The following is a 25,342-nucleotide window of genomic DNA, read 5'->3' as shown; positions in this document are numbered from 1 at the left end:
TTCCGTGCCGGCAAGGCAAGACTAACCCCTTTTCGAAAAAGCCGATAGTCCTGCCCTCGCATGATTGATTCGCTTCTCGTCAAACTCGCGCTGATCGGCATCATCGGGATCGGCGCGCAATGGATTGCATGGCGCACCGGCAGGCCGGCCATTGCGCTGATGCTGATCGCCGGTGTCATTGCCGGCCCCGTGCTCGGCATCATCGTGCCCGAGCGCGACCTGGGCGAACTTCAGGAACCGATCATCAAGCTCGCGGTCGCGGTGATCCTGTTCGAAGGCGGGCTAAGCCTCAATTTCCGCGACCTGCGCCATGCCGGTGCCGCGGTGGCCCGGCTGGTGCTGATCGGCGTTCCGCTCGGCTGGTTGCTCGGCGCCTGGGCGGCGCATTACGGTGCGGGGTTGAGCTGGGAAGTGTCGATGCTGTTCGGCGGCATTCTGGTCGTCACCGGCCCCACCGTGATCGGTCCGATGCTTCGAACGCTGCGCCTGCCCGCGCGCGTCGGCGATACGCTGCGCTGGGAAGGGATCGTCAACGACCCGATCGGCGCGCTGCTCGCGGTCTTCATCTACGGCTATATCACCTATGAAGGCGCCGATGCGGGGATCGCGCAGGTCGGCATGGATGTCATCGTCGCCACCGTGGCCGCCGGCGCGATCGGCGTGGCGCTGGGCTATGCCGTCACCTGGCTGTTCCCGCGCGGCTATGTTCCCGAATTCCTGAAATCGCCGGTGCTGCTGATCGTCGTCATCGCCGGCTTCGTCGTCGCCGACATCATCAAGCATGAAACCGGACTGATTACCGTCACGCTGATGGGCGTGGTGATGGCCAACCGGCCGATCCATTCGACGCATCTGCTGCGCCGGTTCAAGGAGGATCTGACCGTCCTCCTGATCTCGGGCGTGTTCGTGATCCTGTCGGCAACGCTCGACTGGGAAACGCTGTCCGCCTTCCGCGCGCGGTTCCTGATCTTCCTCGTGCTGCTGCTGTTCGTGGTGCGCCCGGTGACGGTTCTCGTCAGCCTGCTCTTTTCGAAGATGCCGTGGCGCGAACGTCTGTTCATCGCATGGATCGCGCCGCGCGGCATCGTCGCCGTCGCGATCACCGGGCTGTTCGCTTTTCGCCTGTCCGAATACGGCATTCCCGATGCCGAGGCGCTGGTCCCGCTCAGCTTCGCGGTGGTCATCGTGACCATCCTCGCGCACGGCTTTTCAGCACGTTTCGTCGCCGAGCAGCTGGGCATCGAACGCGGCAAGGGAGAGGACATCCTGATCGTCGGCGCGAACGACTGGACGACGGCGTTCGGCGTCTATCTGAAGGGGCTGGGCTATGGCGTGACGATTGCCGACAGCTCCTCCTTCGCGCTGCGCAATCCTCGCCGTCAGGACCTTGACGTCTATCGCGGCGATCTGCTCGACGAGGTGACCGAGGACCATCTCGATCTCGGCGAGTTCCAGCAACTGCTCGCGGCAAGCGACAACGATGCCTATAATTCGCTGATCTGCGCCGACCTCGGCCCCGAAATGGGATTCGAACGCCTTACCCAGACCGCAGCGGCGGACACCCGGAAGGGCGGCGTGAAGCCGCGCGGGCGCGTGCTGCTCGAAAGCGAGCGCACGGTCGACGAACTGCAACGCCTGATTGCCGAAGGCTGGGAGTTCAGCCGCACGCGCATCACCGAAAAGTTCACCTTTTCCGATTTCACCGCCAATCTCGACGAAGGCGGAGAGGCAGTCGCGGTCCAGCACGAGGACGGCGAGATCGAGTTCTTCTCCGCGCGACAAAAGCCGTTTGTCGAGGAGGGCGATCAGGTCATCAGCTTCATCCCGCCCGAGCCCGAAGCCGAAAAGGCGGCGCGCAATGTCGTGCGCGCGGTAGAGGCGAAGGCGGCGAAGGCCAACGCCGATGCCAAGGCGCAGGCCGACGCGGAGAAAAACGCGAACAGCGAATGAGGAGACCGCGCGGCCCGAACGCTATCAGGCCGCCTTTGCCGGATCGGACGTTTCGGCTGCCTCGAGCAGGCGGCGCTCGACCGCCTTCATCCGCCCGGCATTGGTGATCTTGTCGCCGATCAGATCGGTTACGTAAAAGGTATCGACCGCGCGCTCGCCATAGGTCGCGACATGGGCGGAATGGATCGTGACCTTCGACTGGAACAGCGCCTGCGCCAAATCGTGCAGCAGCGCGGGGCGATCGCGCGCATTCACCTCTATCACCGTCACGCGGTTCGAAGCCCGGTTGTCGATCAGGACATTGGGCGCGATGGTGAAAGCTTCGGCGCGCGGCCGCGGCAGCGGCTTCTTCTGCAAGCGGTCGGCCAGCCTGACGCGATTGGCGAGCGCATCGCCGATACCCTGTTTCAGCCGCTCGATCTGTTCGGGATTGTCGAACGGCTGGCCGCGCACATCCTGAACCAGGAAGTTGTCGAGCGCGCGACCATCGTTCGTGGTGTGGATGCGCGCGTCGATGATGTTGCCGCTCGCGGCATGGATCGCGCCGGCGATACGGTAGAACAGGCCCGGATGGTCGGCCGCATAAACGGTGATGAGCGTCGCGTCGCGCTCGGGATAGATTTCGGCGTCGATCGCGAGTTGCGTGTCTTCCGAGGCATTGACCAGTCGCGCGTTGCGTTCGAGCACGTCGAGCGGTTCGGCAACCCAATAGGCATCCGACACGCGCCGGTCGAACGCGCTCAACTGGTCATCGTCCCAGCCGAGTTCGTCGGCTAGCGCCTGCTGCTTGGCGGCGATGCGCTCCCCCCTGCCCTTGTGCTTGTGGCCAAGGCGCAGCACCTCTTCCGCCGCTTCGTAAAGGTCACCGAGGAGCTGGCGTTTCCAGCCGTTCCACACCCCCGGGCCGACCGCGCGGATATCGACGATGGTGAGCACCAGCAGCATCATCAGCCGCTGCGGGCTCTGCACGACCTCGGCAAAGTCGAGGATCGTCTTGAAGTCGGCAAGGTCGCGCTTGAACGCGGTCGCCGACATCAGCAGGTGATAGCGCACCAGCCACGCCACCGTTTCGGTCTCCGCCGGGGTCAGCCCCAGCCGCGGGCACAGCTCGTTCGCGACCTCGGCACCGAGCACCGAATGATCGCCGCCGCGTCCCTTGGCGACGTCGTGCAGCAGCACGGCGACGTAGAGCGCACGGCGCGACACGATCTGCGGCAGAATCGCGGTTGCAACCGGATGGTCTTCGGCCAGCATCCCGCGCTCGATCCTGCTGAGCAGGCCGATCGCGCGGATCGTATGCTCATCGACCGTATAATGGTGGTACATGTCGAACTGCATCTGCGCGACGACACGGCCGAAATCGGGCACGAAGCGGCCGAATACGCCGGCCTCGTTCATCCAGCGCAGCACCGTTTCCGGGTCGCGCGGGCTGGACAGCACGTCGAGGAACAACTGGTTCGCGCGGGGATCGTCGCGCACATCGTCGACACATTTGGCGTCGCGAGAAGCGGCGCGCATCGCGAGCGGATGGATTTCGAGTTCGTGCAGATCGGCAAGCGCGAATATCTCGATCAGGCGGATCGGCTTTTTCTGGAAGAAATCGTCCGACGGTAGCGCGAGGCGCCCGCGGTCGAGGACGAAGCCCTTCAGCTTGCGCGGCGTCCGCCGGATCGTCGGCAGCCCGAAGCGCCTGCCGCGCGCGGCATATTTTTCGTCGAGATGGGCGAGGAATATGCCCGTCAGGTCGCCGACGCGCTTCGCCTGCAGGAAATAGAACTGCATGAAGCGCTCGACTTTCGACTTGCCGGGTCGGTCGGCATAGCGCATCCGCTCCGCGATCTCGCGCTGGACGTCGAAGGTCAGCCGTTCCTCGGCGCGTCCGGCGATCAGATGCAGGTGACAGCGCACCGCCCAGAGGAAATTCTCGGCGCGATTGAACTGGCGATATTCGTGGGCGGTGAACAGACCGGCCTCGACCAGATCGGCGGCGCGGCGGACATTGTACGCATATTTGCCGATCCAGAAGAGCGTCTGGAGGTCGCGCAAGCCGCCCTTGCCTTCCTTCACATTGGGTTCGACGACATAGCGGCTGTCGCCCATCTTCTGATGCCGCGCCTCGCGTTCGGCGAGCTTGTCGGCAATGAACTGTCGCGCGGTGTCGCGCTGCACCTCTGCCTCGAACCGGCGGGCGGCCTCTTCGTACAGATCGGTGTCGCCCCATACGTAGCGCGCCTCGACGAGCGCGGTGCGGATCGTCACGTCGCTTTTCGACATGCGCACCATCTCGTCGAGCGAGCGCGAGGAATGGCCGACCTTCAGCCCCATGTCCCACAGCGCATAGAGCATCGATTCGATGACCTGCTCTGACCAGGCGGACTGTTTCCACGGGGTCAGGAAACCGATATCGACATCCGAATGCGGCGCCATTTCGCCGCGGCCATATCCGCCGACCGCGATCAGCGTCATTCGTTCGGCGTTGGTCGGGTTGTTGTTGGGATAGAGCCTGCGGATCGTGAAATCCCACAGCAGCCGCAGCAGCTGGTCGATCAGGAACGCGCCCGCCGCCGCTGTCGACAACCCGCTCGACGGCTTTTCGAGAAAGCGTCGTTCGATCTCCGCACGGCCATCGGCGAGCGCCTGCTTGAGCAGCCCGGTCGCCGCCTGACGCAGCTTCGCCGGATCGTCGCCTTCAAGCGCGCCAAGCTTTTCGGTCAGGGCGCGCCGATCGATGATCGCGCGACGTTGCGGGATGTTGGCGATGCGCTGTGACATGATCGAACGGGATAGGCGAAGGCGGGATGCGCGTCACCCCGCCCCCTGCAACCGTCAGCCCTCGGCGTCGGGCTTCTTCGCCACGCCGACCAGCGCCGGGCGGAGCAGGCGATCCTTGATCATGTATCCGGTCTGGATTTCCTGAACGATCGTGCCGGGCTCGGCATCCGCGCTCGGCACTTCCATCATCGCCTGGTGGCGATTGGGATCGAGCGGCTCGCCCAACGCCGTTACCTTGACGATACCGTGGCGACCGAACACCGTTTCGAGCTCGCGGCCCGTCGCCTCCAGACCGGTGACGAGCCCCTTGTTCTTTTCGTCCTGGCGCAGCGCGTCGGGCATCGCCGCGAGCGCGCGCGTCAGATTATCGGCCACCGACAGGATGTCGCGTGCGAACCCGGTGGCCGCATAGGAACGCGCGTCCTGTGCCTCGCGCTCGGCGCGGCGGCGGACATTCTGCACCTCGGCCTGCGCATATTGTACCGCCTGGCGTGCCTCGGCGAGTTCGGCCTCCAGCTCCGCGATGCGCGCGGCAGCTTCGTCATGCTCGGCCACTTCGGGCGCCTGTTCGGCGGTTTCCTCGCGAAGATCCTCGCGCTCGTTCGCGGCGGCGGAATCGATCTTGTCGTTGTCGCTCATAATTTCCTGTTCTTGTCTGAAAGCGCCTCAGGCCAGCAATCTGGCCACGGTCGCCGCTGTGAAATCCACCATGGGTACGACGCGCGCATAGTTCAACCTTGTCGGGCCGATCACACCCACCACGCCGACCACCCGACCGTCCAACGCACGAACCGGCTTCGCGATCACCGACGACCCGGAAAGCGCGAACAGCTTGTTCTCCGCGCCGATGAAGATTCGCGCCGCATCGCCTTCGCGCGCGCTATCGAGAAGACGCGCAATCTCCTGCTTGCCCTCCAGTTCCTCGAGCAATTGCTGCACGCGCTCGAGATCGTCGGCGGCCGCTTCGTCGAGCAGGCGCGCCTGCCCGCGCACGATCAGCACCGGGCGGTGATCGCCATCTTCGGTCCACACGGCGATACCGCGTTCGACAAGCGCCCTCGCCGCGCTGTCGAGTGCGGCCTGCTCGTCGCGAATCTGCCGCGCAATTCGCTTGCGCGCCTCTGCAAGCGTCGCGCCGCCAAGTGTCGCGGTCAGATAGTTGCCTGCGGCGATCAGCGCTTCGTGATTGAGGCCGGGCGGCAGATCGACCACGCGATTCTCCACCGATCCGTCATCGCCGACCAGAACGGCAAGCGCGCGGTCGTCGGACAGCGGCACGAAACTGAACTGGCGCAGCACCGGCTCATGCTTGGGAACGAGGACCATGCCGGCACAGGCAGACAGTCCGGACAGCGCCGCGGTGGTGTTCGACAACGCTTCTTCGAGCGAGCCCGCCTCTCCCGCACGGCGTTCGATGGCCGCGCGCTCCTCCGCGCTCGGCTCCATCGCCTGCATCATGCCGTCGACGAATAGCCGCAGCCCGTGATCGGTCGGCATCCGCCCCGCGCTGGTATGCGGCGCGGCAAGAAGCCCCAGTTCCTCCAGATCCTGCATGACGTTGCGAATCGACGCCGGCGACAAGTTGAGCCCCGACAGCTTCGACAGCGTGCGCGATCCCACCGGCTGGCCCGAATCGAGATAGGTTTCGACCGCGATGCGAAATACATCACGCGCGCGTTCGCTCAGTTCGGTGATCGGCGGCGTCGTCATGATACGAATTTAGGCATCGGCCGCCTTCCGCTCAACGGTGACCGATCATGGCGGCGATCGGCAGGGTGTCGGGCGCCTGCCGCAAGGCCTGCGCCAGCCCGGCATATTTCTGCAAGTCGCAGCCGAAATAATGATACAGCCGCTGCGACCGGCCATTGCCCTGCGTCCAGACCACTTCGACGCTCGGCATGTCGGTCGCGACATGATCGCAATTGGTGCCGGGCTTGTGGACCGTTTCACCCGCCGTCGGACGATAGGGCGCGAGTGCGCGCTTGAACGCCTCGAACTGCGCCGGGCTGACGTCGAAATCGCGCTTTCCGCTCACCGCGGTATAGCGTTTGCCGTCGAACACGCCGTGGCCGTCCCTGCCGACCGTAACGCTGTAGACCGGACAGGCGCCGAAGCATGGCGAGGTCGTGTAGCGAATCGTCGCAAGCTCCATCTGATCGACTGTCGAATTCATCGACACGGCGCATCCGCCCAGAAGCGCGACCATTGCCAGCACCAGAAACCGCATCACACATACTCCCAAATACTTCGGATCGGCGCGCGACACTGGCGCGTTGCGTTCTTGCCGTCTAGGGCCTGTCCATACAGGATTAACGTGTCGTGACGGAGCCGCTTGTGGTGCAGGGCAAGGAGCGAGGAGCGGAGCGATGCCTAGGCATCTCGACCGACGAGCGACGCCGCCCTGCACCACAAGCGGTCCGCCGCAAGGCGGTCGTCCTGTCGTGCCCACCGGCAGCGTCAGGCCGCTGACGGGTAGCTCCGCTACCCGATGCGCAACCTTCCTTGCCGGACGAACACGACAGGACGATCCCGACACTTTAATCCTGCATGGACAGGCCTTAGGTGCCGGGTCAAACAAAGGAGATTGCCAATATGCGCCCATCCGGCCGCGCCCCCGACCAGATGCGGGAAATCAGCATCGAACCGAATTTCACGCGTCACGCCGAAGGATCGGTGCTGATCGGATTCGGCGACACCCGCGTCCTCGTGACCGCCAGCGTCGAAGAGCGCCTTCCGCCCTGGTTGCGCGGCAAGGGCGAAGGTTGGGTGACCGCCGAATACGGCATGCTGCCCCGCGCCACGCACACGCGCGGCAACCGTGAAGCGGCACGCGGCAAGCAGTCGGGCCGCACGCAGGAAATCCAGCGCCTGATCGGTCGCTCGCTGCGCGCCGTTACCGACCTGAAGCTGCTCGGCGAGCGTCAGATCACGCTCGATTGCGACGTTATCCAGGCCGATGGCGGCACGCGCACCGCTTCGATTTCCGGTGCATGGGTCGCATTGCGGCTGGCAGTCGACAAGCTGATCGCCGCCGGCGACATCGAAACCGATCCGATTCGGCAGCAGGTCGCGGCGATCAGCTGCGGCATCTATCAGGGCAACCCGGTGCTCGACCTCGATTATGACGAGGATTCGAATGCCGATGCCGACGCCAATTTCGTGCTGCTTTCCGACGGCAATATCGCCGAGGCGCAGGCGACGGCCGAAGGCGCGACCTATGACGAGGAAGGGCTGCTCCGCCTGCTCCGCCTCGCACGGATCGGCTGTAACGACATATTCGCCGCTCAGTTGAAGGCAGTGGGCAAGTGAGCGGCCCCGACGAAGGTATCGGCGGCGACGCGCCGCAGGCGATCCGCAAGCTCGAACCGGGCAAGCTGGTCATCGCCAGCCATAATGAGGGCAAGGTTCGCGAAATCCGCGACCTGCTGAAGCCCTATGGCGTCGAGGCGGTGTCAGCGGCCGAACTCGATCTGCCGGTGCCGGTCGAGAACGGCACGACCTTTTACGCCAATGCCGAGTTGAAGGCGATGCAGGCAGCCGACCTGTCGGGCCTGCCCGCGCTGTCCGACGACAGTGGTCTGTGCGTCGAGGCGCTGGCAGGTGCGCCCGGCGTCTATACCGCCGACTGGGCAGAGCGGCAGCCGCTCGAAGGCCCGCCGGGACGCGACTGGTATCTCGCCATGGGCAAGGTCGAGGGCAAGCTCGCCGAACAGGGCCCCGATGTCAGCCGCGCAGCGCATTTCGTATGCACGCTCGCGCTCGCCTGGCCCGATGGCCATGTCGAATGGTTCGAGGGCAAGGTCGAGGGGCACCTCGTCTGGCCACCGCGCGGCGACAAGGGCTTCGGCTACGACCCCGTCTTCCAGCCCGAGGGCGAAAGCGAGACCTTCGGTGAGATGGACCCGGGAAAAAAGCACGGCATGAGCCACCGCGCCGACGCCTTCCGCCAGCTTGTCGAAGCGGTATTCTGATCGATCAACGTCCGCCGAACACATCCTCGCCGACGACATTGCCCGGCGGGGCATAGCGGCAGACGAGATAGTCGCTGGTACGGCTGCTGGCGAAGCCGCAACCGAAGCGGCGCGTGTTCCACCACACGATCTGCGTATAGTGCGATACGTCGCGCCAGTTGCCGGTCGTCGAGAAATCGGGCGTGATGCCGCGTTTGAAATAGCGCTTCTCGTCGATCCAGAGCTGAACCATTTCGCTGTAGCGATAGGCTCCGCGCGTGCCGCGAAACAGGTTCTCGCCCTCGGGTTCGTTGCCGCGCGTCTGCGCCTCGGAATGTCGGTAGCGGCCGGTACGCGCCAGTTCGTCGGCATAACGCTGCGCGTCGGCGGCAAGCGTCTGGTCCCAGCGTAGCGGTGCCATGCCGACATCTTGCCGGGCGCGATTATGCCCCTCGACCATGGCAGAACGCAGCAAGGCGCTCCCACGCGGCGCATCGCCGGAAAAGGAGCGCGGCTCGACCACGGTATCGGGGCCTTGCGACGCCGGCACGCAACCCGTAGCGGCAATCGCGGCGGCGAGAACCGCCCAGGACTTTCGCACTTTCATTCGCATCGCCATATCGCCCCTGCCATGAACGCCGACCAAACGCCGCCGCTCGCGCTTTATATCCACTGGCCGTTCTGCGTCTCGAAATGCCCCTATTGCGACTTCAACAGCCATGTCCGCGATACGGTCGATCAGACGGCATGGCTGGATGCGCTGCTTGCCGACATGGCGCACGAGGCGGCGCTGCTGCCGGGACGGCGGCTGGGTTCTATCTTCTTCGGCGGCGGCACGCCCTCGCTGATGCCCCCCGCCACAGTCGCGGCGCTGATCGACGCGGCGACCGGGCACTGGCCGGCGGACGAGCGGATCGAGATTACGCTGGAGGCCAATCCCTCCTCGGTCGAAGCCGCGCGCTTCGCCGACCTCGCCCGCGCGGGCGTCAACCGCGTGTCGCTGGGCCTGCAGGCGCTCGATGATGCTGCGCTGCGCTTCCTCGGCCGTGCCCATGACGTCGCCGAAGGCTTGCGTGCGCTCGACACTGCGCAAACGGTGTTCGAACGGGTCAGTTTCGACCTGATCTGCGCGCGGCCCGACCAGTCGCTTGCGGCGTGGCGGCAGGAACTGGATCGCGCGCTCGCCTTCGGCACCGATCACCTGTCGCTCTATCAGTTGACGATCGAGCCCGGCACACGCTTTGCGACGCTGGCGGCGAAGGGCGAACTCGTCCTTCCCGAAGGCGATGAAGCCGCCGACCTTTTCGCTGCCACGCGCGAGATGACTGCCGCAGCCGGGCTGCCGGCCTATGAAATCTCGAACCATGCCCGCCCCGGTCAGGAAAGCCGCCACAACCTCGCCTATTGGCGCTATCACGATTATGCCGGCATCGGCCCCGGCGCGCATGGCCGGCGCGGCCAACTAGCCACCTTTCGCCACAAAAAGCCCGAAAACTGGATGGCTGCGATGGCGCGGAATGGCCATGGCATCCGGTCCGAAGAACCGCTCCGGCCAGCAGTGCGCGCGGTCGAGGCGATCCTGATGGGCCTCCGCCTCGACGAGGGGATCGATACCGACCGGATCGCAGCGCTCGGCGACGGGGTGCCCGATCGGTTTCTCGATTTCGGCAAGATCGCGCTGCTCGCAGGCGAAGGCCTTGTCGAGCAGTCCGCGTCCCGCCTGCGCGTGACCGAAGCGGGGATGCCGCTGCTCGACGCGATCCTGCCGACGATCGTGCGCGACGCCGACTGACGGCTACTGGTTGGCGAAACTGCGCGGCGCGGGCGAGATCGTCACCGTTTGGCCGCCCCGAATTTCCTGCACCTCCAGCATCCGCTGCGCGACGCCGTTACGGTCGAAGCGGAACGCCCCGTCGAGACCGGCAAATCCGTCCTTGTCCATCAGCGCGTTCATCGGAAACGGCCGGCCCATCGGCCATTCGCGCGCGATGCGCACCGTCAGCAGCACCGAATCATAACCGATGCTCGACAGCCGGTACGGCGCCTTGCCGAACCGCGTCCGGTACTTGGTCGCATATTGGCGGTAGAGCCCGTCGGGCACGCTCGCGAACCACGCGCCGTTCAGCGCGGCCTCGTCGCCCACCGCCGAATCGGTGTTCCACAACTCGGTACCAAGCACGCGGGCATTGCCACCGACCGCAGTCTTGCGAATCTGCGGAACGGCCACCGCCGCAGTACCCGCGCTGTCGGCGATCAGCACCGCCTGAAACGGCGAGGTGGAGGGGAACCGGCCGACGGCGGCGTTGATCGACGCGCGCGAGCGATCATAATTCTGGATCGAGACGATCTGTCCGCCGGCATCGCGCGCGGCGCGGACGAATGCCGCCGACGCACGCTCTCCATACAGCCCCTTGGGCACGAGCCCCGCGAACTGCGTGATGCCCGACTTCACCGCATAATCCACGACGCGTTCGATCGACTGGTTGGGCGTATAGCCCATGATGAAGGCGCCGTTGCCCGCCGCATCGACATCGTTCGAATAGCTGATGACCGGCACATGCGCCGACCGCGCGATCGGCGCCACCGCGCGCACATTTTCGGACAGGAGCGGGCCGAGAATCAGCCCGTTGCCATCGGCGATCGCACGGCGCGCGGCCTGTGCGGCGCCGCCTGCGGTGTCATAGGTCGTGATGCGCACCTTCTCGCTCTTGGTATCGAGAAGCGCGAGCTGCGTTGCATTGGCGAGCGACTGGCCGACCCCGGCATTGCTGCCCGACAGCGGCACGAGCAGCGCGACGCGGTGGCGCTGCTGATCCTGCGGAATGCCCGGTTCCACCGGTGCGGGAGCAGATGTGGTCGGCTGTTTCGGTGGCGGCTGGACGGGCGGCGCACCACGCGGAATCAGCGTCGAACAGGCGCTCAGCACCAATGCGCCCGCCATTGCAGCCAGTCGGAAGAGGCTCTTGCCCCGTTGCGGTTTCAATGCAGCCTCTGCCATGACACTCCCTGTGGATACGCTTCTCACTCCTGGCCTGTATATCGTCGCCACGCCAATCGGCAATCTCGGCGATCTCTCCCCGCGCGCTGCGGCGGTTCTGGAAGCCGCCGACCTGATCGCGGTCGAGGACAGCCGGGTAACGGCCAAGCTGCTGCGCCATATCGGCGTGAAACGACCGATGACGCCCTATCACGACCATAATGCCGATGCCGTCCGCCCAGGCCTGGTCGCGCAGATGGGCGACAGGGTCGTCGCGCTGGTGTCCGATGCGGGCACGCCGCTGATTTCCGATCCGGGGTACAAGCTGGTGCGCGATGCGCGCGCTGCCGGGCACACGGTCGTGACGATTCCCGGCCCCTGCGCCGCGATCGCCGCGATGACGCTTGCGGGCCTGCCGACCGACCGTTTCTTCTTTCTCGGCTTCCTGCCCGCCAAGGCGCAGGCGCGCGCCGCCGCGATCGAGGAAGTGGCGAATATCCGCGCGACACTGATCCTCTACGAATCGGGGCCGCGCCTCGCCGCGTGCCTGCGCGCGCTTGCCGAGGGGCTGGGCGACCGCGAAGCCGGCGTCGCGCGTGAGATCAGCAAAAAGTTCGAGGAATGCGTGACCGGCACGCTGTCTTCGCTCGCCGACCGCTACGAGAATGCGCCGCCCAAGGGCGAGATCGTCGTCATTGTCGGCCCGCCCGGCGAGGCTCCGCCGCCTAGCGAGACAGACGCCGATGCCGCCCTGCGAGAGGCGCTGACCCGCCTCCCCCCGGCAAAGGCCGCAGGCGAAGTCGCAAAGGCGCTGGGGCTCGACCGCAAGCAACTCTACGCCCGCGCCATCGCAATGAAGGACGATCGGTGAGCGTCCGCCCACCCGTCGCTCCTGCGCAGGAGCGACGCAATGCGTGACCGCCGCGCGGCGGAGAAGCGCGGGCGCGCGGGCGAAACGGTCGCCGCCTGGTATCTGCGCGCCAAGGGCTGGCGCATCCTCGCGCGCCGCGTCCGCACACCGGCCGGCGAAGTCGATCTTGTCGCCAAACGCCGCAACCTGATTTCATTTGTCGAGGTCAAATCGCGCGCCACGACGGCGGAACTCGATCTCGCGATCGACGAACGCCGGCTTGCGCGCATCGCCGCTGCGGCGGAAATACTCGCCGGCCGCTTCGCCACCAATGGCGAGGACATTCGCATCGATGTCATCCTCGTCTCGCCGAAAAGCCGGCCGCGCCATATCGAGAATGCCTGGATCGGGTGACTTCGCGCGCGCCGCGCCCTACATCGCCTGCTCGACAACCGAGGAACGCACCGCATGCCGCTGACCATCGCTGTCCAGATGGACCCGCTAGAGACGATCAACATCGCCGGCGATTCGAGCTTCGCGCTGATGCTGTCGGCGCAGGCGCGCGGGCACACAATCTATCATTACGACGTGCGCGACCTCAGCTATTCGGAAGGCCGTCTGTGGACCAGGGCGCGACCGGTGACGGTGCAGCGCGTGAAGGGCGACCATTATGACGCCGGCGAGCCCGTCGATATCGACCTCGGCGCCGATGTCGACGTCGTCCTCATGCGGCAGGACCCGCCCTTCGACCTGAGCTACATCACCGCGACGCACCTGCTCGAGCGTATCGCCGGCCAGACGCTCGTGGTGAACGATCCGGCCAGCGTGCGGAATGCACCCGAAAAGGTCTTCGTGCTCGATTTCGCGCGCTTCATGCCGCCGACGCTCATCACCCGCTCGGTCGAAGAAGCTCGCAAATTCCTGAAGCGGCACGGCTCGATCGTCGTGAAGCCGCTCCACGGCAATGGCGGCAAGGCGATCTTCAAGATCGATGCAGATGGCCAGAACCTCTCCTCGCTGATCGAGGTGTTCAACACCGCCTATCGCGAGCCGCATATGGTGCAGGCATTCCTCCCCGAGATCGAAAAGGGCGACAAGCGCATCGTGCTCGTCGACGGCGAAGTCGCAGGCGCGATCAACCGACTGCCGGGCGAGGGCGAGATCCGCTCCAACCTCGCGACCGGCGGGTCGGCGGTGCAGACCGAACTTTCCGAGCGGGAGCAGGAAATCTGCGCCGCGCTCGCCCCCGAGCTGCGCAAGCGCGGACTCCTCTTCGTCGGCATCGACGTGATCGGTGGCAAATGGCTGACCGAGATCAACGTCACCTCACCCACCGGCATTGTCGCCATCGACAAGTTCAACGGCACCGACACCGCGGCGATGATCTGGGACGCGATCGAACGCAGGCTGGCCGAACGCAGCGCCGCCTGACCGCAAGCGACTGAACCAGCCCGCCTTTCCGTGCGTTGGCAGCGCCAATGGGTAGTTTCGTCATCAAGCTGATCGCGATGGGCGGCTATTGGGGCATCGCGTTGCTGATGTGCCTTGAAAATGTCGTCCCGCCGATTCCGTCCGAACTCATCATGGGGCTGGGCGGCATCGCCGTCGCGCATGGCCATATGAACCTGTGGCTGCTTGTCGTCGCCGGAACGATCGGCACGGTGGTCGGCAATTGTTTCTGGTACTGGGTTGGCCGCAAGATCGGTTACGAGCGACTGAAACCGTTCGTCGATCGCTGGGGCCGCTGGCTGACGGTCGATTGGCCGGAGATCGAGAAGGTTCAGCGGTTCTTCCATCGGCATGGCGGCTGGATGGTGTTCGTCTGCCGCTTCCTGCCGACCTTCCGCACGATGATCTCGCTGCCTGCTGGCCTTGCGCGCATGCCGATCTGGAAGTTTCTCGTCTGGACGACGGCAGGCAGCGCGATCTGGAACGGATTCCTCGCCTGGGCCGGTCTGTATCTGGGCCGCAACTTCACGCAAATCGATAATTATATCGGCCCTGTCAGCATCGGCACCGTGGTGCTGGTGGCGGCGTGGTATTTCTACCGCGTGCTCACATGGCGCCCGGCCGAGAGCGAGGCCTAGTCTGCGCGCGGGTGCGCGTTGCGATAGACGTCAAGCAGGTGCGCGGCATCGACCTGCGTATAGACCTGAGTCGACGACAGGCTGGCATGGCCGAGCAATTCCTGAAGCGCGCGCAGATCGGCACCGCGCCCGAGAAGGTGCGTCGCAAAACTATGGCGCAGCGCGTGCGGCGTGGTGCGGTCGGACAGCCCCAGTCGCGCTCGCGCCGCACGCACCGACCGACGGATGACGGCGGGTGACAGCGGCCCGCCCTTGGCGCCACGGAACAGCGCAGCGTCCTTCGCCGTACCATAGGGCGACAGACGGACATAATTTTCCACCGCCTGGCGCACCTGCGGCAGGATCGGCACGATCCGCGTCTTGTCGCGCTTGCCCGTGACCGCAAGCGTCTCGCCGAGCGGCAGGATCGCGCCGGTCAGCCCCAGCGCCTCGCCGATGCGCAGCCCCGCGCCGTAGAGCAGCAACAGCACCGCCCAGTCGCGCGCGCCGATCCACGGCTCGCGCGCCTCCTCTGCAACTTCCTCGGCAAGCGCCACCGCCTCGTCTGGCGCAATCGGTCGCGGCACGCCCTTCTTGACCCGCGCACCGCGCAGCCGGGGCGTGGCGGCATCACCGGTCGCGAATTTAAGGAACGCGCGCACGGCGGAAAGCTCCCGCGCGGCCGATGCATTGGACAATCCCGCAGCTCGCCTGTGCGCCAGAAACGCGCGCAGATCGGCCGCCCTCACCCCGGCCAGCGCCTCGCGCGCAACCGGTCCACCCCAATGCCCCTGCAGGAATGCAACCAGCCGCTCCGCCGTCGCCTGATACGCCCGCACCGTATGCGCCGACCGCCGCCGGTCGCGCGCAAGATGCTGCGCGAACTCGAGCGGAAGGGGGGTGTCGGTCATGCGGGCGATTCTAGGCGCAGGCCGTTGCGATCGGCAACGCGATCTTCGTCAAAAGGTATCGAACGAGCTTTCGACCGATACGCCTCTCGCGTCGCTCCTGCGCAGGCAGGAGCCTATCGTTCTTCCTTCAGGCAGCGCGGCTGCGGCGATAGCCCTGGGTTCCTGCCTCCGCAGGAACGACGGTGACGGGGACAGCCCCCCACTTCGTCATGCCGGACTTGATCCGGCATCCAGGGGCCAACGTCGCTGACCATCCAGCCGGAACCATATGTCCACGGGGCGGCAATACGCCGAGCAGCCGCGCCAGCTTACCCGATCGTCTGCCCGGTCTTCTTCCAGTCGGCGAGGAAGCCTTCGATGCCCTTGTCGGTCAGCGGGTGGTTGACGAGCTGGCGGATGACCTTGGGCGGGGCGGTCATCACATCGGCGCCGATCCGCGCGCTTTCGAGGACGTGGACCGGGTGCCGCACGCTGGCCACAAGGATTTCGGTGTCGAAATCGTAATTGTCGTAGATCAGCCGGATGTCGCTGATGAGCTGCATGCCGTCGAAGCCGATATCGTCGTGACGGCCGACGAACGGCGAGATGAAGCTCGCCCCCGCCTTCGCCGCGAGCAGCGCCTGATTGGCCGAGAAGCACAGCGTTACGTTGACCATCGTGCCGTCGTCGGTCAGCGCCTTGCAGGTCTTCAGCCCGTCGATTGTCAGCGGAACCTTGATCGCGACATTGTCGGCGATCTTCCGCAGGACCTCGGCCTCCTTCATCATCGTCTCGTGATCGAGCGCGACTACTTCGGCCGATACGGGGCCGTCGGTGATGCCGCAGATTTCCTCGACCACTTCGAGGAACTCGCGGCCCGATTTGTGGATCAGCGACGGGTTTGTGGTGACGCCGTCGACCAGCCCCGATTCGGCGAGTTCACGGATTTCGGCGGTGTCGGCGGTATCGACGAAGAATTTCATTGCGTTGGGCCTCGGATGCTGTCGGACAAGGATCGGCGCCGGGATGCCGGCCCGAATCGATTTCGTTCTCCCTATAGCCGCTGCGTGCCGCGAGGACAGCCTGGCGCCGTTATCAAAGCACGGGCTCGCGCGCGGCTTCGAAATCGCTAGATAGGGGCATATGCCCGGAAACCGCGTCCGCGTTCTTGTCCTCAATGCCGCACTCGGCCCGCTCGATTACCGGGTACCGCACGGTATGGAGGTGGGGCCGGGATCGATCGTGGTCGTGCCGCTCGGGCCGCGCCAGCTGATCGGCGTGGTGTGGGAGGCTGAGCGGTTGCCGGCAGAAGAAGTCGGCGACAACCGTCTGCGCAACCTGATCGCGGTCGCCGACGCGCCGCCGATCCCTGCGCCCTTGCGCCGCCTCGTCGAATGGACGTCGGACTATTATCTCGCCGCGCCCGCTTCGGTGCTGCGCATGGCGCTCGCCTCGACCTCGGCGCTCGAGGGCGCCAAAACCACCGTCGAATACCGTGCGACCGGCGAGGTTCCAGCACGCATGACACCGCAGCGCGAACAGGCGCTCGAGCGGATCGGCGAGCGGCAAGGGCTGGTGCGCGAGCTGGCGACGATTGCCGACGTGTCCGACGGCGTGATCCGCGGGCTGGTCAAAACCGGCGCGATCGAGGCCGTCGAGGTCGATATCGACAGCCCCTTCGCCATGCCCGACCCGAGTTTCGCGCCGCCCGAGCTTTCCACGATGCAAGCCGATGTCGCATCGGTGCTGCGTCAGGCCGTGGGCGCGGAACAGTTCCAGCCCTTCCTGCTCGACGGCGTCACCGGATCGGGCAAGACCGAGGTCTATTTCGAGGCTGTCGCCGCCGCCATCGCCGCGGGCCGGCAGACGCTGGTGCTGCTCCCCGAAATCGCGCTGACCGAGCCGTTCCTGACGCGGTTCGAGGCGCGCTTCGGCTGCGATCCCGTCGCCTGGCATTCGGACCTGCGCCAGTCGCAGCGCAGACGTGCGTGGCGCGCGATCGCCAGCGGTCAGGCGCTGGTAACGGTCGGCGCGCGGTCGGCGCTGTTCCTGCCCTATCGCAATCTCGGCCTGATCGTCGTCGACGAGGCGCACGAGACCAGCTTCAAGCAGGAAGAGGGCGTCCATTATCACGCGCGCGACGTCGCGGTGATGCGCGGGCTGTTCGAGAAATGCCCGGTCGTCCTCGCCTCCGCCACCCCGGCGATCGAGACGCGGCATCAGGTCGAACTCGGCCGCTACGAGGAGCTCAAGCTGCCCGGCCGCTACGGTGTCGCCGAACTGCCCGAGCTGAAGGCGATCGACCTGATCCGCCATCCACCCGAGCGCGGACGCTGGATCGCGCCGCCGCTCGTCAACCAGATCGACGCGACGCTCGAACGCGGCGAGCAGGTGCTCCTGTTCCTCAACCGCCGCGGCTATGCCCCGCTGACGCTGTGCCGCCATTGCGGGCACCGGTTCCAGTGTCCCAACTGCACCGCATGGATGGTCGAGCATCGGCTGATCGGCCGCCTCGCCTGCCACCATTGCGGCCATTACATGCCGACACCCAAGGCCTGTCCCGAGTGCAAGGAAGAGGACATGCTCGTCGCCTGCGGCCCCGGCGTCGAGCGCATCGCCGACGAGGCGGCGGCGCTGTGGCCCGATGCGAAGCTCGCCATCGTCACCTCCGACACGATCTCGTCGCCCGCGCGCGCCGCCGAATTCGTCCGGCGGATGGAGGCGGGCGAGATCGACATCGTCGTCGGCACGCAGCTCGTCACCAAGGGCTATCACTTCCCCAACCTGACGCTGGTTGGCGTGATCGACGCCGATCTCGGGCTGGAGGGCGGCGACCTGCGCGCAGCCGAGCGCACTTTTCAGCAGATCATGCAGGTGGCGGGACGCGCGGGCCGAGGCGAGAAGCCGGGCAAAGTGCTGATCCAGACCCATTCGCCGCAGGCCCCGGTGATGCAGGCGCTCGTCACCGGCGATGCCGAGAGCTTCTACGCCGCCGAGACCGAGATGCGCCGCGACGCCGACGCGCCGCCCTTCGGCCGCTACGCCGCGATCGTCGTATCGGCGGAGGAGAAGGAGCTGGCCGAGGACGTCGCGCGGACGATCGGCCGCGCCGCGCCCGAAATCGAGGACATGATGGTCTTCGGCCCCGCCCCCGCCCCGCTCGCGATGCTGCGCGGCCGCCACCGTTTCCGCCTGCTTGTCCACGCCCGCCGCGCGCTCGACGTGCAGGACGTGATCCGCGACTGGCTCGGCGCGCTCGACTGGTCGCCAAAGGTCCGCGTCGCCGTCGATATCGACCCCTACAGCTTTCTTTGAGCGAGTAGCGCTTGAACCCGAGCCGCCTTTTGTAGGAAACCGCCACCATGATTCGAGCCGGGGAGGCTTCCATTCGCCTGTTGGCGTTCGTCGCGGCTTTGATGGCCGCTGCGTTCGTGCTGACGCCCACCGCGCGCGCCGACGACATATCGAGCGCGGCGCGCGGGGTCGTGCGCGTCGTCATCACCGCGTCGGTCGATGGCGAGGAGATCGGCCGCGCACATGGCAGCGGCTTTGCCGTCGCGCCCAACCGCATCGTCACCAACGCGCATGTCGTCGAGCTCGCCAACAAATTCCCCTCGCTCGTCACCATCGATGTCGTACCCGAAACCGGCGACGATCATTACAAGGGCGAACTGGTTGCGTTCGATGCCGACCGCGACCTCGCCCTGATTCAATTCGAAGGGCCTCCGCTCCCTCCGCTGACGCTATATTCGCCGGCACTGCCCGACGGCTATCCGCTGGTGTCGCTCGGCTATCCGGGCAATGTCGACAAGGCGACATATGGTTCGCTGACGCAGATGCTTCAGCCGACATCTCCGGTCCGGTCGACGGGTGTGCTGTCGGCGCATCGCAGCCAGCGCGGGCTGGAGACGCTGGAGCATACCGCACAGATCGCGCGCGGCAATTCGGGCGGCCCGCTGCTCGACAATTGCGGCCGCATCGTCGGCGTCAACCGCGCGGTGACGACGGCGGAGGAAGGCGATGGCAGTTTCGTCATCGCGCTCGGCGAAAGCGAACTCGCTGCCTTTCTGAAGGAAAACAAGCAGCCGTTTCACGCCGTCTCCTGGCCGTGCAAGAGCATGGAGGCTGCGGTCCAGCGCGATCAGGAACTTGCCCAGCAGCGCGCCGAACAGACGCAACAGGACGCCCGTGACAGAGAGGTCGCTGCGCAGCGCGCGCACGATTCGGCGGTACAGAAGGCACAGCTCGCGAACGAACGGACGCGCGACAATTTCATGGCCGGCGCCGCCTTCCTGCTGGTCGTCGGCGGACTTGCGATCGGCGGCGGCGGGCTGCTTCTGAACCGCGGCAAGCGCAATCCGGCAATTGCCGCCGCCGCGGCGGGCGGGCTGATGATGGTCGGGGCGATCGTCCTGTTTCTCGTCCGGCCCGATTTCGACCCCGATTCCGTGACGGTGGCGGATGACGGCAGCGATGTCGGCGCGCAGGTTTCGACCCCGCGCACCGGCCACCTGCTGTGCAAGCTCGATCCCGATCGCAGCCGGATCATCATCGCCGACGGCAAGAACTTCACGCTCGACTGGGGCGCCGATGGCTGCGTTGCGGGCAAGACGCAATATGCCGAGACGGCGAATGCGTGGCAGCGCGTTCTCGTCCCCGAAAAGGGCGATACGGTGACGGTCGCGACCTATGACCCCGATCGCCAGACCTATGTCGCCGACCGCTATTTCCTCGACCCCGCGGCGATGGCGCATCTGCGCAAGAATCGCCCCGAACAGAAACAATGCACCGGCGAAATGGCGGCGCGCGCCGAGCTGGCATCGCGCCAGTCGAGCATCCGCTCTGCCTTGCCGGCGCTGCCGAACGAACGGCTGGTCTATACCTGTTCGGCGCAATAACCGCGCACGATCAGTCCTCGACGCCCTCGCGCCGGCGCAGCACCAGCTTGCGATCGACGCCATAGGCATAGCCGCCCATCGATCCGTCGCTGCGCTGCGCACGGTGGCAGGGAATGACGACGGCGACATTGTTCGCGCCGCATGCGGTGCCCGCGGCGCGCACCGCCTTCGGGTTTCCTGCGGCGATGGCCAGTTCGGTATAGGTGCGCGTCTCGCCCGGCGGGATGGCGCGCAGTGCCTGCCACACCGCTTCCTGAAAGGCGGTGCCCTGCACGTCGAGCGGCAGATCGCGATGGCGCCCCGGCGTCTCCACCTCCGCAACGACGCGCGCCGCAAGATCGGCGAGCGCGGCGCCGCCGGGCATGATCTCCGCGCGCGGAAAACGCTTGCCGAGTGCCACTGCGTCCTCGTCGAAGGCGACGCGGCACAAGCCCTTGTCGGTGGCGGCGATCAGTAGCGGCCCGAGGCTCGTATCGGCAACGGTCCAGCGGATCGTCGCGCCTGCCCCGCCACGCTTCCATGCACTCGGCGTCATGCCGAGCCTCTCACCCGCAGCTTCATAGAAGCGGCTGGGCGAGGAATAGCCGGCCTCGTAGATTGCATCGGTCACGCTCATCTCCCTCGACAACGCCTCGGTCGCACGTCCGGCCTTCATTCCGCGGGCATAGGCGGCGGGCGTAACCCCAGTGGCGCGCTTGAACAGGCGGTGGAAATGATGCGGCGCATAACCGACCGCCGCGGCCAGTTCGTCGAGCGAGATTCCCGTCTCCGCCGCCTCGATCAACGCAACCGCCCTGGCGACCGCGAGCCGGTCGCGCGCCACCTCGTCTGGCTTGCAGCGCAGGCACGCCCGATAGCCATCCGCCTGAGCCGCGGCGCCCGCCGGGTAGAAGCGAACATTTTCGCGCCTGGGCCGGCGCGCCGGGCAGCTTGGCCGGCAATAGATCCGGGTCGTTTGCACCGCGACGACGAAGCGACCGTCATAGGCCCGGTCGCGACGGACGAACGCCTCCCATGCCGTAGCGTCATCGATGTCGTCGGTGTGTTGCATGGCTCCGATATAGCCGAGCGATGCGCCTGCGGCATCCCGCACCTTGCGCCCAAAGCACGGTCCTTCGCAGGCCCTCAAGCGGCAGCAGCGGCTTGCATCCCCCGCGCCCCGATGCTAGCAGCCCCGCTACCTGTATGGGGGCAGGCGTTGCCGCCCCCTTTTCGTATGGGAACAATTTCCAAAGAGGGTTTCGACGCGTGGAGATTTCCGCCGGTATCCAGGCAAGCCTAAGCGGACGCTATGCCAGCGCGCTGTTCGAGCTCGCGAGCGAATCGAAGGCTATCGATTCTGTCGAGGCGAGCCTGGCGAAGGTACGCGAGGCGCTGAGCGAATCGGACGAGTTCCGCCGGCTGACCTCCAGCCCGCTGGTATCGCGCGACGATGCGACCAAGGCGGTCGTCGCCGCGGCCGAGCAGATGAAGCTCGATGCCACGACGAAGAATTTTCTGGGCGTGCTGGCGCAGAATCGCCGCCTCGCGCAGCTTCCGGCGATCATTCGCGCCTATCGCCAGCTTGCCGCGGCGCATCGCGGCGAAACCACCGCGGACGTCATTTCCGCGCACCCGCTTTCCGACGATCAGGTCGATGCGCTGAAGCAGCAGCTTCGCACCCGCGTCGGCCGCGACGTCAATATCGACCTGTCGGTCGATCCCTCGCTATTGGGCGGCCTGATCGTCAAGATCGGCAGCCAGATGATCGACAGCTCGATCAAGACCCGTCTCCACACCCTCGCGCACGCGATGAAAGGCTAAAAAGGCTTACACCCATGGATATCCGCGCCGCAGAAATCTCCAAGGTCATCAAGGATCAGATCGCCAGCTTCGGCACCGAGGCCGAAGTGTCCGAAACCGGCACCGTGCTGTCGGTCGGTGACGGCATCGCGCGCATCCACGGCCTCGACAACGTCCAGGCGGGCGAAATGGTCGAGTTCGCAAACGGCGTGCAGGGCATGGCGCTCAACCTCGAAGCCGACAATGTCGGCGTCGTGATCTTCGGCTCGGACGCCGAAATCCGCGAAGGCGACACCGTGAAGCGCACCGGCACCATCGTCGACGTTCCCGTCGGCAAGGGTCTGCTCGGACGCGTGGTCGACGGCCTCGGCAATCCGATCGACGGCAAGGGCCCGATCGAGAGCGACAAGCGCAGCCGCGTCGAGGTGAAGGCACCGGGCATCATCCCGCGCAAATCGGTCCACGAACCGGTACAGACCGGCCTGAAGGCGATCGACGCGCTTGTCCCCGTCGGCCGCGGTCAGCGCGAGCTGATCATCGGTGACCGCCAGACCGGCAAGACCGCCGTCGCGATCGACACCTTCATCAACCAGAAGGAAGTCAATTCGGGCGACGACGAATCGAAGAAGCTCTACTGCATCTACGTCGCGGTCGGTCAGAAGCGTTCGACCGTCGCGCAGATCGTTCGCCAACTCGAAGAAAACGGCGCGATGGAATATTCGATCGTGGTCGCGGCGACCGCGTCGGAGCCTGCGCCGCTTCAGTTCCTCGCCCCCTATACCGCCTGCGCGATGGGCGAGTTCTTCCGCGACAACGGCATGCACGCCGTGATCGTCTATGACGACCTTTCCAAGCAGGCCGTCGCCTATCGTCAGATGTCGCTGCTGCTGCGTCGTCCTCCGGGCCGCGAAGCCTATCCGGGCGACGTCTTCTATCTCCACAGCCGCCTGCTCGAGCGCGCCGCGAAGATGAACGACGACAATGGCGCCGGCTCGCTGACCGCGCTGCCGATCATCGAAACGCAGGCCGGCGACGTTTCGGCGTACATTCCGACCAACGTGATCTCGATCACCGACGGCCAGATCTTCCTTGAAACCGACCTGTTCTTCGCGGGCATCCGCCCCGCCATCAACGTCGGTCTGTCGGTCAGCCGCGTGGGTTCTTCGGCACAGACCAAGGCGATGAAGAAGGTGTCGGGCTCGATCAAGCTGGAGCTCGCCCAGTACCGCGAAATGGCCGCGTTCGCGCAGTTCGGTTCGGACCTCGATGCGTCGACGCAGAAGCTGCTCAACCGCGGCGCGCGCCTGACCGAGTTGCTCAAGCAGCCGCAGTTCAACCCGCTGCCGTTCGAGGAGCAGACCGTGTCGATCTTCGCCGGCACCAACGGCTATCTCGACGATATCGCGACCGATCAGGTTACGCGGTACGAGAGTGCGATGCTCGCCGAGATGCGCTCGAAGCATGCGGACATCCTGAAGGACATTCGCGACTCGAAGGATCTGTCGGACGCGACCAAGGGCAAGCTCAAGGAAGCGCTCGACGCCTTCGCCAAGACATTCGCCTGAGGCGGCGATACGTTCACATCGTCACCCTGAACCTGGTTCAGGGTCCACCGTGCAACAGTCCGGACGGTACCGTTGTCGAAGTGGATGCTGAAACAAGGTCAGCATGACGAGTTGAGGAGTTGATGAGGAAATAATGGCCAGCCTGAAGGCTCTCAAAGACCGCATCGGCTCGGTTAAGTCGACGCAGAAGATCACCAAGGCGATGCAGATGGTCGCCGCGGCCAAGCTGAAGCGCGCGCAGAACGCGGCCGAGGCCGGGCGCCCCTATGCGCAGCGCCTCGAAAAGGTCGTGGCGTCGCTGGCGTCGAAGGTGACGATCAGCTCGACCACGCCCAAGCTGCTCAGCGGCACCGGCAAGGACGATGTCCACCTGTTCGTCGTCGCAACCAGCGACAAGGGGCTGGCGGGCGCGTTCAACGCGAACATCGCCCGCCTTGCGCGGCGCGAGGCCGACAAGCTGATCGCGCAGGGCAAGACGGTCGAATTCTACACCATCGGCCGCAAGGGCCGGGCGGTGCTGCGCCGGCTCTATCCGAAGCAGATGAAGCACGCGATCGAGCCGGGCGATCTCGGCAAGCTGACCTTCGACGACGCGCATGAATGGGCCGAAGACCTGATCAAGCGCTACGAAGACGGCGAGTTCGACGTCGCGCATCTTTTCTATTCGGAATTCCAGTCGGTCCTGTCGCAGGTTCCGACGCAGCAGCAGCTGATCCCGGTCAAGATTCCCGAAGGCGCTGCCGAAGAAAAGTCGAGCGCCGCGGTCGAGTACGAACCCGACGAGGAGGCGATCCTCGCCGATCTGCTGCCGCGCAACGTCGCGGTCCAGATTTTCCGCGCGATGCGCGAGAATGCCGCGTCCGAACAGGGTTCGAAGATGACCGCGATGGACAACGCCACGCGCAATGCGGGCGACCTCATCAAGCGGCTCAACATCGAATATAACCGCAAGCGCCAGGCCGCGATCACCACCGAACTGGTCGAGATCATCTCGGGAGCCGAAGCACTCTGATGCGCCGGACGCATACCCTTCTGATCGCCGGACTTGCCGGCTGCGCGGCGCTCGCCGCGTGCAACGGAACGTCGCAGCAGCCGACGCCCGAAGCGACGGAGGCTGTGTCGGCCAATGAAGGCGCACCGCTGCAATCGGCTGGCTGGGACCGGCTTTTCACCTCCCCGGCAGATGCCCTCGCCGCCGCGAGCGATGACGGTTTCGCGCCCGAAAGCTACGACCCGACCGGGGGCGAACCGCCCTATCAGGCGAAAAGCGCGCCGATCACGCTGTCGGGCAGCACGCCCGACGCCGCCAATCAGGCGTCGTTCACCGCATCGGGCAATCAGGCCGACAAGATCGGCACGATCACCTTTTCGCTGCAACTCGGCGATTCAGGCACGGCGAAGCAGGCGGAGCAGCATTTCGCCGACATGATCCGGCAATATCTGTCGAGCTTCGGCATCGAGGACGACAAGAACCTGCTCGCCGCGATTACCAACGAACAGAATACCGACGGCACGATCGCCGGCACACCCGTGACCATCGATACCGGCGTCCAGACCGGCGCCATGCCAGAGGTCATCAACGTGACTTTCACCCGCCCGGACGCTACCAGCCCGGACAACAGCAAGCCCCAAGGATAGCAGA

General features: G+C 65.8%; 23 protein-coding genes. 14 read left to right on the top strand and 9 right to left on the bottom strand.

Going from position 1 to position 25,342, the window contains the following annotated elements:
• Window positions 1-60: 60 nt before the first annotated feature.
• Complete coding sequence (locus J7S20_RS13080; protein WP_284054692.1) at window positions 61-1,950, top strand: cation:proton antiporter; 1,890 nt, start codon at window positions 61-63, stop codon at window positions 1,948-1,950.
• 24 nt (window positions 1,951-1,974) lie between these two features.
• On the opposite strand, the gene J7S20_RS13075 is transcribed toward J7S20_RS13080, so the two are convergent.
• Genes J7S20_RS13075 through J7S20_RS13060 form a run of 4 tightly spaced genes read right to left on the bottom strand, consistent with a single transcriptional unit; the run spans window position 1,975 to window position 6,949 of the window.
• On the bottom strand, window positions 1,975-4,722 hold the full coding sequence (locus tag J7S20_RS13075) for a [protein-PII] uridylyltransferase (RefSeq protein WP_284054691.1): 2,748 nt from the start codon (window positions 4,720-4,722) through the stop codon (window positions 1,975-1,977).
• Between the two features lie 54 nt (window positions 4,723-4,776).
• Window positions 4,777-5,361 (bottom strand): nucleotide exchange factor GrpE, encoded by a 585-nt coding sequence (gene grpE, locus J7S20_RS13070; RefSeq protein WP_284054690.1) that lies wholly within the window; start codon window positions 5,359-5,361, stop codon window positions 4,777-4,779.
• Window positions 5,362-5,388: 27 nt separating this feature from the next.
• A complete protein-coding gene (gene hrcA / locus J7S20_RS13065) occupies window positions 5,389-6,432 on the bottom strand; it encodes a heat-inducible transcriptional repressor HrcA (protein ID WP_284054689.1) in 1,044 nt (347 codons plus the stop codon).
• Between the two features lie 31 nt (window positions 6,433-6,463).
• Window positions 6,464-6,949, bottom strand: a complete 486-nt coding sequence (locus tag J7S20_RS13060) for a DUF6438 domain-containing protein (protein WP_284054688.1) — start codon at window positions 6,947-6,949, stop codon at window positions 6,464-6,466.
• 365 nt (window positions 6,950-7,314) lie between these two features.
• On the opposite strand from J7S20_RS13060, the gene rph reads away from it, so the two are divergent.
• Window positions 7,315-8,031 carry a ribonuclease PH gene (gene rph, locus J7S20_RS13055; protein ID WP_284054687.1) on the top strand — a complete coding sequence of 239 codons (717 nt, stop codon included), beginning with the start codon at window positions 7,315-7,317 and terminating at the stop codon, window positions 8,029-8,031.
• On the top strand, window positions 8,028-8,693 hold the full coding sequence (rdgB, locus tag J7S20_RS13050; RefSeq protein ID WP_284054686.1) for an RdgB/HAM1 family non-canonical purine NTP pyrophosphatase: 666 nt from the start codon (window positions 8,028-8,030) through the stop codon (window positions 8,691-8,693). The genes rph and rdgB overlap by 4 nt, the downstream gene beginning before the upstream one ends.
• 4 nt (window positions 8,694-8,697) lie before the next feature.
• Here rdgB and J7S20_RS13045 read toward each other — a convergent pair whose 3' ends face one another.
• Entirely contained in the window at window positions 8,698-9,279 is a 582-nt protein-coding gene (locus tag J7S20_RS13045) for a CAP domain-containing protein (RefSeq protein ID WP_284054685.1), read from the bottom strand.
• Between the two features lie 24 nt (window positions 9,280-9,303).
• On the opposite strand from J7S20_RS13045, the gene hemW reads away from it, so the two are divergent.
• A complete protein-coding gene (hemW, locus tag J7S20_RS13040) occupies window positions 9,304-10,464 on the top strand; it encodes a radical SAM family heme chaperone HemW (RefSeq protein ID WP_284054684.1) in 1,161 nt (386 codons plus the stop codon).
• Between the two features lie 3 nt (window positions 10,465-10,467).
• Here hemW and J7S20_RS13035 read toward each other — a convergent pair whose 3' ends face one another.
• Window positions 10,468-11,670, bottom strand: coding sequence for a penicillin-binding protein activator (locus tag J7S20_RS13035; protein ID WP_284054683.1), 1,203 nt, complete (start codon window positions 11,668-11,670; stop codon window positions 10,468-10,470).
• Between J7S20_RS13035 and rsmI the strand changes: the two genes are divergently transcribed.
• From rsmI to J7S20_RS13015, 4 genes are read left to right on the top strand one after another with little or no spacing between them, the layout of a single operon-like run.
• Window positions 11,669-12,520, top strand: coding sequence for a 16S rRNA (cytidine(1402)-2'-O)-methyltransferase (gene rsmI, locus J7S20_RS13030; protein WP_284054682.1), 852 nt, complete (start codon window positions 11,669-11,671; stop codon window positions 12,518-12,520). The genes J7S20_RS13035 and rsmI overlap by 2 nt on opposite strands.
• Window positions 12,521-12,559: 39 nt before the next feature.
• Window positions 12,560-12,913: a YraN family protein gene (locus tag J7S20_RS13025; RefSeq protein ID WP_284054681.1), complete on the top strand. Its 354-nt coding sequence runs from the start codon at window positions 12,560-12,562 to the stop codon at window positions 12,911-12,913.
• A 54-nt stretch (window positions 12,914-12,967) separates the two neighbouring features.
• Window positions 12,968-13,930: a glutathione synthase gene (gene gshB / locus J7S20_RS13020; protein ID WP_284054680.1), complete on the top strand. Its 963-nt coding sequence runs from the start codon at window positions 12,968-12,970 to the stop codon at window positions 13,928-13,930.
• Between the two features lie 47 nt (window positions 13,931-13,977).
• Entirely contained in the window at window positions 13,978-14,586 is a 609-nt protein-coding gene (locus J7S20_RS13015; protein ID WP_284054679.1) for a DedA family protein, read from the top strand.
• Here the strand turns inward: J7S20_RS13015 and J7S20_RS13010 are convergent.
• Both J7S20_RS13010 and fsa read right to left on the bottom strand, forming a co-directional pair.
• Window positions 14,583-15,476 carry a tyrosine recombinase XerC gene (locus J7S20_RS13010; RefSeq protein WP_284054678.1) on the bottom strand — a complete coding sequence of 298 codons (894 nt, stop codon included), beginning with the start codon at window positions 15,474-15,476 and terminating at the stop codon, window positions 14,583-14,585. The genes J7S20_RS13015 and J7S20_RS13010 overlap by 4 nt on opposite strands.
• Before the next feature lie 308 nt (window positions 15,477-15,784).
• Window positions 15,785-16,438, bottom strand: a complete 654-nt coding sequence (fsa, locus tag J7S20_RS13005; protein ID WP_284054677.1) for a fructose-6-phosphate aldolase — start codon at window positions 16,436-16,438, stop codon at window positions 15,785-15,787.
• Window positions 16,439-16,598: 160 nt separating this feature from the next.
• On the opposite strand from fsa, the gene J7S20_RS13000 reads away from it, so the two are divergent.
• A complete protein-coding gene (locus tag J7S20_RS13000; protein ID WP_284054676.1) occupies window positions 16,599-18,770 on the top strand; it encodes a primosomal protein N' in 2,172 nt (723 codons plus the stop codon).
• Between the two features lie 101 nt (window positions 18,771-18,871).
• The gene (locus tag J7S20_RS12995) at window positions 18,872-20,353 is read left to right on the top strand and encodes a trypsin-like peptidase domain-containing protein (protein ID WP_284054675.1); all 1,482 of its coding nucleotides are present in this window, start codon (window positions 18,872-18,874) and stop codon (window positions 20,351-20,353) included.
• Between the two features lie 10 nt (window positions 20,354-20,363).
• Here the strand turns inward: J7S20_RS12995 and ada are convergent, their stop codons facing one another.
• On the bottom strand, window positions 20,364-21,404 hold the full coding sequence (gene ada, locus J7S20_RS12990) for a bifunctional DNA-binding transcriptional regulator/O6-methylguanine-DNA methyltransferase Ada (RefSeq protein WP_284054674.1): 1,041 nt from the start codon (window positions 21,402-21,404) through the stop codon (window positions 20,364-20,366).
• 197 nt (window positions 21,405-21,601) lie between these two features.
• Here ada and J7S20_RS12985 point away from each other — a divergent pair, with 197 nt between their 5' ends.
• From J7S20_RS12985 to J7S20_RS12970, 4 genes are all read left to right on the top strand, one after another.
• A complete protein-coding gene (locus J7S20_RS12985) occupies window positions 21,602-22,156 on the top strand; it encodes a F0F1 ATP synthase subunit delta (protein WP_284054673.1) in 555 nt (184 codons plus the stop codon).
• Between the two features lie 14 nt (window positions 22,157-22,170).
• Window positions 22,171-23,700 (top strand): F0F1 ATP synthase subunit alpha, encoded by a 1,530-nt coding sequence (gene atpA, locus J7S20_RS12980; protein WP_284054672.1) that lies wholly within the window; start codon window positions 22,171-22,173, stop codon window positions 23,698-23,700.
• Between the two features lie 133 nt (window positions 23,701-23,833).
• Complete coding sequence (locus tag J7S20_RS12975) at window positions 23,834-24,712, top strand: F0F1 ATP synthase subunit gamma (RefSeq protein ID WP_284054671.1); 879 nt, start codon at window positions 23,834-23,836, stop codon at window positions 24,710-24,712.
• Entirely contained in the window at window positions 24,712-25,338 is a 627-nt protein-coding gene (locus J7S20_RS12970) for a hypothetical protein (RefSeq protein ID WP_284054670.1), read from the top strand. The genes J7S20_RS12975 and J7S20_RS12970 overlap by 1 nt, the downstream gene beginning before the upstream one ends.
• The last annotated feature ends 4 nt before the right edge of the window (window positions 25,339-25,342 follow it).

The organism is Stakelama marina (genome assembly GCF_018122655.1).
GTDB classification, from domain to species: Bacteria; Pseudomonadota; Alphaproteobacteria; order Sphingomonadales; family Sphingomonadaceae; genus Sphingomonas; species Sphingomonas marina.
This window is presented reverse-complemented; position numbering and strand designations above follow the sequence as displayed.

What these genes read in the sequence shown, in the direction of transcription:
- grpE (WP_284054690.1), bottom strand. Translation starts at nt 5,361, where the DNA reads ATGAGCGACAACGACAAGATCGATTCCGCCGCCGCGAACGAGCGCGAG.
- J7S20_RS13080 (WP_284054692.1), top strand. Translation starts at nt 61, where the DNA reads ATGATTGATTCGCTTCTCGTCAAACTCGCGCTGATCGGCATCATCGGG.
- rsmI (WP_284054682.1), top strand. Translation starts at nt 11,669, where the DNA reads ATGACACTCCCTGTGGATACGCTTCTCACTCCTGGCCTGTATATCGTC.
- rph (WP_284054687.1), top strand. Translation starts at nt 7,315, where the DNA reads ATGCGCCCATCCGGCCGCGCCCCCGACCAGATGCGGGAAATCAGCATC.
- gshB (WP_284054680.1), top strand. Translation starts at nt 12,968, where the DNA reads ATGCCGCTGACCATCGCTGTCCAGATGGACCCGCTAGAGACGATCAAC.
- fsa (WP_284054677.1), bottom strand. Translation starts at nt 16,438, where the DNA reads ATGAAATTCTTCGTCGATACCGCCGACACCGCCGAAATCCGTGAACTC.
- J7S20_RS12970 (WP_284054670.1), top strand. Translation starts at nt 24,712, where the DNA reads ATGCGCCGGACGCATACCCTTCTGATCGCCGGACTTGCCGGCTGCGCG.
- J7S20_RS13060 (WP_284054688.1), bottom strand. Translation starts at nt 6,949, where the DNA reads ATGCGGTTTCTGGTGCTGGCAATGGTCGCGCTTCTGGGCGGATGCGCC.
- J7S20_RS13010 (WP_284054678.1), bottom strand. Translation starts at nt 15,476, where the DNA reads ATGACCGACACCCCCCTTCCGCTCGAGTTCGCGCAGCATCTTGCGCGC.
- J7S20_RS13075 (WP_284054691.1), bottom strand. Translation starts at nt 4,722, where the DNA reads ATGTCACAGCGCATCGCCAACATCCCGCAACGTCGCGCGATCATCGAT.
- atpA (WP_284054672.1), top strand. Translation starts at nt 22,171, where the DNA reads ATGGATATCCGCGCCGCAGAAATCTCCAAGGTCATCAAGGATCAGATC.
- J7S20_RS13015 (WP_284054679.1), top strand. Translation starts at nt 13,978, where the DNA reads ATGGGTAGTTTCGTCATCAAGCTGATCGCGATGGGCGGCTATTGGGGC.
- hemW (WP_284054684.1), top strand. Translation starts at nt 9,304, where the DNA reads ATGAACGCCGACCAAACGCCGCCGCTCGCGCTTTATATCCACTGGCCG.
- J7S20_RS13035 (WP_284054683.1), bottom strand. Translation starts at nt 11,670, where the DNA reads ATGGCAGAGGCTGCATTGAAACCGCAACGGGGCAAGAGCCTCTTCCGA.
- J7S20_RS13000 (WP_284054676.1), top strand. Translation starts at nt 16,599, where the DNA reads ATGCCCGGAAACCGCGTCCGCGTTCTTGTCCTCAATGCCGCACTCGGC.
- J7S20_RS13045 (WP_284054685.1), bottom strand. Translation starts at nt 9,279, where the DNA reads ATGAAAGTGCGAAAGTCCTGGGCGGTTCTCGCCGCCGCGATTGCCGCT.
- J7S20_RS12975 (WP_284054671.1), top strand. Translation starts at nt 23,834, where the DNA reads ATGGCCAGCCTGAAGGCTCTCAAAGACCGCATCGGCTCGGTTAAGTCG.
- J7S20_RS12995 (WP_284054675.1), top strand. Translation starts at nt 18,872, where the DNA reads ATGGCCGCTGCGTTCGTGCTGACGCCCACCGCGCGCGCCGACGACATA.
- ada (WP_284054674.1), bottom strand. Translation starts at nt 21,404, where the DNA reads ATGCAACACACCGACGACATCGATGACGCTACGGCATGGGAGGCGTTC.
- J7S20_RS13025 (WP_284054681.1), top strand. Translation starts at nt 12,560, where the DNA reads ATGCGTGACCGCCGCGCGGCGGAGAAGCGCGGGCGCGCGGGCGAAACG.
- hrcA (WP_284054689.1), bottom strand. Translation starts at nt 6,432, where the DNA reads ATGACGACGCCGCCGATCACCGAACTGAGCGAACGCGCGCGTGATGTA.